This is a genomic window from Rhodococcus chondri (assembly GCF_036327435.1).
In the GTDB taxonomy this organism is placed as follows: domain Bacteria; phylum Actinomycetota; class Actinomycetes; order Mycobacteriales; family Mycobacteriaceae; genus Rhodococcus; species Rhodococcus chondri.
The window spans coordinates 1-7,387 of the sequence record NZ_JAUZMZ010000209.1; the positions used below are offsets into that span (position 1 = coordinate 1).

The 7,387-nt window shown below is 65.3% G+C and carries 7 protein-coding genes; 4 read left to right on the plus strand and 3 right to left on the minus strand.

All coding sequences use genetic code 11. From position 1 onward, the window contains the following. Positions 1–428 precede the first annotated feature (428 nt). On the plus strand, positions 429–1,286 hold the full coding sequence (locus Q8814_RS23045; RefSeq protein WP_330154300.1) for an alpha/beta fold hydrolase: 858 nt from the start codon (positions 429–431) through the stop codon (positions 1,284–1,286). A 28-nt stretch (positions 1,287–1,314) separates the two neighbouring features. Continuing rightward, complete coding sequence (locus Q8814_RS23050) at positions 1,315–2,787, plus strand: adenylate/guanylate cyclase domain-containing protein (RefSeq protein WP_330154301.1); 1,473 nt, start codon at positions 1,315–1,317, stop codon at positions 2,785–2,787. Between the two features lie 105 nt (positions 2,788–2,892). Here Q8814_RS23050 and Q8814_RS23055 read toward each other — a convergent pair whose 3' ends face one another. Continuing rightward, positions 2,893–3,942: a zinc-dependent alcohol dehydrogenase family protein gene (locus Q8814_RS23055; RefSeq protein WP_330154305.1), complete on the minus strand. Its 1,050-nt coding sequence runs from the start codon at positions 3,940–3,942 to the stop codon at positions 2,893–2,895. Between the two features lie 108 nt (positions 3,943–4,050). After that, positions 4,051–5,226 carry an oxygenase MpaB family protein gene (locus Q8814_RS23060; protein WP_330154302.1) on the minus strand — a complete coding sequence of 392 codons (1,176 nt, stop codon included), beginning with the start codon at positions 5,224–5,226 and terminating at the stop codon, positions 4,051–4,053. A gap of 121 nt (positions 5,227–5,347) precedes the next feature. On the opposite strand from Q8814_RS23060, the gene Q8814_RS23065 reads away from it, so the two are divergent. Further along, the gene (locus tag Q8814_RS23065) at positions 5,348–5,905 is read left to right on the plus strand and encodes a TetR/AcrR family transcriptional regulator (RefSeq protein ID WP_330154306.1); all 558 of its coding nucleotides are present in this window, start codon (positions 5,348–5,350) and stop codon (positions 5,903–5,905) included. Positions 5,906–5,912: 7 nt separating this feature from the next. Here Q8814_RS23065 and Q8814_RS23070 read toward each other — a convergent pair whose 3' ends face one another. Beyond that, positions 5,913–6,539, minus strand: coding sequence for an HhH-GDP family DNA glycosylase (locus tag Q8814_RS23070; protein WP_330154303.1), 627 nt, complete (start codon positions 6,537–6,539; stop codon positions 5,913–5,915). Positions 6,540–6,702: 163 nt separating this feature from the next. Between Q8814_RS23070 and Q8814_RS23075 the strand changes: the two genes are divergently transcribed. Beyond that, positions 6,703–7,281: a DUF3558 domain-containing protein gene (locus tag Q8814_RS23075; RefSeq protein ID WP_330154304.1), complete on the plus strand. Its 579-nt coding sequence runs from the start codon at positions 6,703–6,705 to the stop codon at positions 7,279–7,281. Positions 7,282–7,387: the final 106 nt, after the last annotated feature.

The window sequence follows — 7,387 nt, forward strand, 5'->3', positions numbered from 1 at the left end:
GTGGACGTCGTCGCGCTGACCGACCCGCTCACGCGGACGATCTCCATCGCCCACCGGGGTACAGCAGCCGACCGGCCGCCGCTGCAATTGCTGATCGACGCGGTACGTGCCGCGGCGGCAGCACAGGGGTTGGCCGCGGAGTCGCCGTACCGGTAGCCGAGGACGACGCAAGTGTTTCCAGCGTGCGGTGTTCGTCGTCATGAATCTTCGCGCGGTGAATAAAGCTTCACGCGCGGCGGTCCGTGAGTAAAGATCTGTTCACCGAGCAAGGCGAAGCGATAGCAGACTTCGAATGGTGCGCCCCCGCCCTACGAACATCTACCCACGCGGTTCGGCCTGGTGAAATGGGCAATTTGCACGACGCGGATGGCCTCGCCGGCGCTCTACCGTCGACGGTAACGGCAGGACGACACGGCGAGGTGAGCCCGATGCTGCAGACCCAGGATGCGATGCGAACCCGACTGTTGCGCGGGCTGCCTGTCACCACCCGGCACCTCGACATCGACGGCATCTCCACGCAGGTCCTCGAAGGCGGGCAGGGTCCGTCGTTGCTGCTCCTGCACGGCGGCATCGAAGCGGGCGGAGTGTACTGGGCCCCGGTGCTGTCGCGGCTTACGGAGCAGTACCGGGTCGTGGTGCCCGACGTGCCGGGACTCGGCGAATCCGCGCCACTCGCACGTCTGGACACCGACACGTTCGCCGGATGGTTCGCGACGCTGCTGCACCGGACCTGCCCGGACGGTGCGGCGCTGGTCGCGCACTCTCTCAACGGCAGTCTGGCCGCCAGGTTCGCCGCCGATCATGGCGAGCAACTGCGTCGACTCGTGATCATCGGTGCGCCCGGACTCGGCCGCTTCCACCTGCCCCCGGGACTGGCAGTCGCGTCGATGCGCTGCACGGTCCACCCCAGCGAGCGCAACCTCCGGCGGTTCCTGCCGTGGCCGTTCCTCGACTGGCAACGGACCGCGGCGCAGGAGCCGCAATGGTTCGAGTCGTTTACCGCGTATATGGTCTCCTGCCAGCGTGTTCCGCATGCCGGGCGGGCGATGCGGCAGCTGTTGAAGGCCGGGACATCGAGAATTCCCGACGCGCAACTCAGGCGCATCTCCGTTCCGACCACTCTCATCTGGGGTCGTCACGACCGGATGGTTCCCCTGCGGATCGCCGAAGATGCCGGCACCCGCTTCGGCTGGCCGCTGCACGTGATCGACAACTCCGGGCACGTACCGTTCGTCGAGCAACCCGCCGCATTCCTGACCGCACTCGAGGAAGAATTGGGGAGCTAGCGGCATTTTCGCGGCCTATCGTTGTCCCATGGACCCGCCCGTGACGCGGTACATCCAACGCGACGGTCACGCACTGGCGTACCAGGTCGTGGGCGGAGGGCCGCACCCGGTGGCATGGTTCTTCGAGGACATGATGCATCCGGACCTGATGTGGACCGATCCGCATTTGCACTACAACTTCGAGCGTTGCTCCAGCTTCGCGCGCTCGTTGTTCTTCCAGCGCCGCGGATTCGGACTGTCGGATCCCGTCGACCACGTCCCGACACTCGAGGAACAGGCGGACGACGTCCTCGCGGTACTCGACGACGCCGAAGTCGCGCAGGCCACGCTGGTCGGCGCAGCGAGTACCTGTGGGGCGCTCGCCCTCGTGGCCGCCCGATGTCCCGACCGGGTTTCCGGACTGATCCTCGCCGAACCCTGGTCCGACACCCTGCTGTCCGAAGGCGACGACCCACCGGCCGGGTGGACCGCCTCCCAGCGAAACCGGTTCGTCGAAGCGTATCGGGGCGCGTACACACGCTGGGGCCACGGCGAACTGACGGCCCTGGCACACCCGACCCTCGATGTTCCGCACAATCGCCGCATCATGGCTCTGCTCGAACGCTGTTCGGCCACACCGGCAGCCGCTCAACAACACCTCGAGTGGGCTCTGCGGGCAAACTACGCGTGGGTGTTGCCGTCGATCCAATGCCCGACGAAGGTACTGCACCAGCCGGACACTTTGTTCGCCCGAGACGCCGTCCGCCGCGTCGCTGAACTCGTCCCGAACGGCCGATTCCACGACCTGCCCTCGATCCCGGTCGGCGCAACCCTGGGTGAGGCGTTGATTCCGGTACTCGGCCACGTAGAGGAGGTCGCCACCGGTGCGGTCCGTCCGGTCGACGCGGACAAGTTTCTCGCCGCCGTCCTGTTCACCGATGTCGTCCGCTCGACCGACCTGCTCGCGGAGATCGGCGACACCCACTTCGCGACGTTGCTGGCCGCGCACGGCAGACTGGTGCGCGTCGAGGTCGAGGCAGACGGGGGCACCCTGGTCGGCATCGCGGGCGACGGAACCCTGAGTGTGTTCGACGGCCCGGCGTCCGCCCTCCACTGCGCACACCGAATCATCCGCACCGCGTCGGCTCTCGGATTGTCGGTCCGTTCCGGTGTGCATGTCGGGACGGTCACCCGCGCGGGTCCCGAGTTGACCGGGATGACGGTGCACATCGGCGCCCGCATTGCCGCGTCTGCCGGGCCGAGGGAGGTGCGGTGCTCGCAAATGGTGCGTGATCTCGTGGTCGGCGCCGACATCGACTTCACCGACCTCGGCAGACACCGCCTCAAGGGCGTCCCCGGTCAGGTGCACATGTTCACGGCGACGAACCGGACCCGGCCCACGCAGCCGGCGGCGCCGCCCCGCCCGACCCTTGCCGACCGCGCGGTACTGACCATGGCGCGCCGTGCCCCCGGCGTGCTCCGCGACCTCGCGCGCCTCGCGGGCCGTCGCAGCCGGCAGTGATGTCCCTGCGCAACAAGAACAGACACAGTTTCGTAAGGACGCCGCTCGCTTTCCTGCGCGGCAGACGGATCGGACACCGGTGCCTTCGTTTTTGTCAGGCGTGCCCTACGTCCGCGTCGGCGTCAGCACCACCTTCAAGGCGCCCGTCTCCCCCGCCTTCCCGAACACGTCGTAGGCCTCCTCGAACTGGTCCAGAGTGAAGCGATGGGTGATCATCGGCGACGTGTCGAGCCGTCCACTCTCCACGAGTCCGATCAACGTCGGAGTGGAGTACGTGTCGACGAGGCCGGTCGTGATGGTGAGGTCCTTGATCCAGATGTCCTCGAGATGCAGCATCGCGGGTGCACCGTGGACACCCATGTTCGCAACGTGTCCGCCCGGCCGCACCAGCGCAACCGCCTGCTCGAACGTCTCCGGAATGCCGACGGCTTCCATCGTGACGTCGGCGCCGAGACCGCCGGTCAGATCCCGCACGATCGCGGCAACGTCGTCGCTCTTGCTGTTCAGGACGATGTCGGCGCCGAACGCCTTCGCAGCGTCGAGTCGACTGTCGACCAGGTCGACGACCACGATGTGGCTCGGGCTGAACAACTTGGCACCGAGAACAGCGGCCAGCCCGATCGGACCGGCACCGATGATGACGACCACATCGGCGGGGCGCAGCGCGCCGTTGAGCACACCGACCTCGTACGAGGTGGGCAGGATGTCGGCGAGCATGAGCATCTGTTCGTCGCTCACACCGTCGGGGACCTTGTGAGTGGAATTGTCGGCGAAGGGAACTCGCACGATTTCGGCTTGAGTTCCGTCGATGAGGTGGCCGAGGATCCAGCCGCCACCGTTGAGACATTGTCCGTAGCGGCCCTCGCGGCAGAACCGGCATCGTCCGCACGCGGAGATGCACGAGACCAGCACGCGATCGCCCACCGCGAGGTTGCGAACTCCGGGACCTATTTCGACGACGGTACCCACAGCTTCGTGGCCGAGGATGCGGCCGTCGGTCACCTCCGGTACGTCACCGCCGAGGATGTGGAGGTCGGTACCGCAGATGGTCACAGCATCGACGCGCACGATCGCATCGGTCGGGTCTTGGATGGTCGGGTTGGGAACGTCCTCCCAGGAGCGCTGGCCTGGGCCGTGAAACACGAGAGCTTTCATCATTCGGCCTCCCTGCCGATCGATGGGTTCGCGTTCCAGGATGACATCGTCGGTGGGTTCAGGAGGCGGGTCCGTGGCTTTCGTCGGCGAGCAGGGACGGTGCGGACCTCAGCGCGGGGCGGCATCCACCAGATCGTGCTCGACGCCGTAGTCCACGCGCATCCGATCCATCGCCACGTCGCGAACCTTGTAGGCACGAGCGGTGCTGCGCTGTTTGTCGGGATAGCGGCGTTCCTGGATGCGGTTGATGAGTGCGAGCGTAGGTCCGACTCGACGCAGCACATGCTTGAGCGGGCTGTCCGGGATACGAAGCGCGTCGGCGTCGGTATCTCCGATGAATACGCGCTGCAATCCTTGAATCACCCTTAATGACAGTGCTTTCCGAATTCGGTCACTACCCGGCAACAGGTTGGCCAGCTCGGGGACAAGGTAGTCGCAGGTGAGCGCGGCGACGAATTCCCGGTCGTCGCCGCTGGGGCCGGGTGACGTCAGCCGGTACAGCTCCTCGACGAGGACGTGATCGGCTTCGGTGCGCAGGTTCAGCTCGTCACTCATTCCGATGACGTGCCCGACGTAGCGCCACAGGTGGTAGATGTCGTCGAGTTCGCGTTCGGTGAAGCGCACCCCGAGTGTGTGCATGGCCTCGACGCAGATATGCCCGAACTCGGCCATGGTGAATGCCATGTAGGGCTGCGGAATCGGCACACCCCACGCGTCCTTGTCCCACAATCCACTCGCCACGATTCCGCGACGGACGTGCGCGTGAATCAGCCGAACCCGAACAGTGAATGCGAAACCTTCGCCGCCGCGGCGCATTCCGCCACGCGCGATCACGTGTCGCAGCCACTCCCCCACCTCGACGGAACGCACCGCGGGCTGGGTGACGTAGCGGCCGGTCAGCGCGAGTGGTTTTCCGGCGATCTCGTTGCCCGCCCCGCGCACGAGCGACGCGGCGCCGAGCACCATGCCCATCACCGGAGTGTGCCGGATCAGTGCGTCGGCGGCGTTGTCGAGGCGGTCGTGGTCGAGCCAGTCGGGTTCGTCGTCGAGGAACTCGAACAGCGCCCGCAGCGACGCGGGTGCGTCCGGGACCGCACCGATACCGCCGGCGAGTGCCGCGCGCACCGCAGCGGTCGCAGACGACGAGCCGAAGCCGTCGTTCACGACCGCATCGGCCAGGGGATCGGCCTGCCACATCCCGTCGAGCCATCGACGACCGAGATCTCCGTAGCGGGTCACCGCAAGATCGGCGTTCACGAGGGCGCGAGGAATCCGTGGCTCCATGCATTCAATGCAAACACGAGAAATCCTCACTTACTATTCACTTTTTATGGGGACCCCGCAGAGCGGTAATACAGCAGGTAAGACGGGGCGGAAGGCACCTGTCCAGCGCCGCAGCGTCGCGATGCGCAAGCACCTGCTCACTTCTACGCAAGCCCTTCTCGAGCGTCGCCCCGCGGTGAGCCCCAGCACGACCGCTCTCGCCGACCACGCTCACGTGAGCATCGGGACGGTCTACCGCTACTTCCCCGACATGGACGCCATCATCGACGAACTGCGCATGGCGGCGGTTCACAACATCACCACCGCGCTTTCGACCTCCATCGCCAGGGCGATGGACCAGCAGCCGCTGGACGCAATGGTCACCGTCGTGGAAAGCCTGACGTCGGCGTTCGAGAAGCACGCGGCGGTGCTCCGGGTGTCGTACACATCCGACGAGGCCGAGTTCGGCCTCGCCTGGGCCGAGATCGAAGGTCCGCTCCGCCCACTGGCCCGAATCATCCCCACCCGACTGCGACCCGACCTCGATGAAGCCGCGATCGACGACCTGGTGTTCATCATCATGGGCGCCACCGCGAGCTTGTGCTCACGGATCGCACTACTGCGGCCTGCGCAGTCCGACCGCGCCAAGCTGATCGCGGTGTCGGCGCGCATGCTGCTGGCAGCGGTCGAGGGGGCCTAGCGCCGGGTCAGTCTCGAACTTGGTTACGTAACTCGTCATCCAAGGTAACCCGCACAAGTGCCGCCGCAAGAGTTGCGACGTGCCTGTTCGGAGCGAGCTTCGCCAGTTCCTTCGGGATCGTGGGTAGACCGAGTTGTTCGGCGCCCTGCTCCGACCGCTTGTCGAAGTAGGGCCGAACCCACGTCCAGACATTCTGAACTTCACGGAGAAAAATCTGGGCGCCGACGGATCCGATGCCGTTGAATTCTTGAAGGAGGCGGGCTGCGGCAGTCGGGTCCTCGTCACTCCGGCGGGCAAGCTCGCGCAGGTCGCCGTGGTATTCGGATTCGACGCGCCCTCCCAACTCCCGCAGACGGGTTGCGGTGCTCTCGTCGTACCGCGCATAGTGCCCGCGACCGAGGGCGGCGATGACCTCTGCGCGCGGGGCGTCGGCTATGGCCTTGGGGGTGCGCCAGCCGGCGTGGAAGAGTTCACGTGCTGCCGACACTGCGATATCTGCGGATATCCGGGTGCTGGACAAGAGGGCGAGCACGAGGAGCTGGAACAGCGGCTTGGGTGTGTCCTTCAAGGTGATGCCGGCGTCGTCCGCGTAAGTCCGGCCGGCGAGGTCGAGCAGCTTCTTCACGGTGTCCATCGATCCCTCCTCACAGGACAGAGTACGCGCGGTGAACAGTTCTTCACTGCTGCAATTCCGTTGGTGAACAACGATTCAGCGTGCAGAGTCTGCTGTGCTAGTCTGCTCCACTATCAGCGGATCGGGGGGTCGCGTGGGTGGGTGGAGACGTGTCGCGGGGAGTGTGGGGCTCGTCGTCGGAATAGCTGTTGCATCGGCGTGTGGGTCGGGAAGTGCAGCAACCGAACCTGACGAACCGGCAGAGGCGGCAACCTCGACGACGCGCACACCTCGGGTCGTCGACGACTCGGGACGGCCGCAGATCACCTTCGACCCATGCCTCGATATCCCGGATGAACTTCTCATCGAGGCGGGGTATGACCCGAAGAGCGAGGAAGTCACCGACTATCCGATGGGCAGCTACACGTTCCTGGTCTGCGGTTACGATGGGACACTGCATATTCCAGGAGAACTATTCCGTTACGGACAGAACATCTTTTCAGGCAACGTCACCCTCGAAGAAGAACAGGCGAAGGATGGTGACATCTCTACAGCGACGACGATCAACGGTCGACGGGCACTTATCGAAGTCGACCGAAACACGAAGAATTCGTGCGCCATAGCCGTGGAGACCACTTTCGGGATCGTGATATTCAGTCGACGCTACTATGCCGACCACACTCGTGGTGTCCCTCAAGCAGCGTGGTGTGCCGGCCTCGACGAGCTTGCCACCTCCATCGAGCCATTGAGGTTTTCTCAATAGCGACCTGCATGCTCGAATTGCGTCAGGACAAGCGCTGCTTGGGTGATGGAGCCGATTCGTTTGGGGCACAGAGTGATCCTGTTGAGGGCTTGCCATCGGGTGGTGA

Coding starts and splice junctions, on each gene's coding strand:
- Q8814_RS23060 (WP_330154302.1), bottom strand. CDS start 5,226: ATGGAGCCACGGATTCCTCGCGCCCTCGTGAACGCCGATCTTGCGGTG.
- Q8814_RS23065 (WP_330154306.1), top strand. CDS start 5,348: ATGCGCAAGCACCTGCTCACTTCTACGCAAGCCCTTCTCGAGCGTCGC.
- Q8814_RS23045 (WP_330154300.1), top strand. CDS start 429: ATGCTGCAGACCCAGGATGCGATGCGAACCCGACTGTTGCGCGGGCTG.
- Q8814_RS23050 (WP_330154301.1), top strand. CDS start 1,315: ATGGACCCGCCCGTGACGCGGTACATCCAACGCGACGGTCACGCACTG.
- Q8814_RS23070 (WP_330154303.1), bottom strand. CDS start 6,539: ATGGACACCGTGAAGAAGCTGCTCGACCTCGCCGGCCGGACTTACGCG.
- Q8814_RS23055 (WP_330154305.1), bottom strand. CDS start 3,942: ATGAAAGCTCTCGTGTTTCACGGCCCAGGCCAGCGCTCCTGGGAGGAC.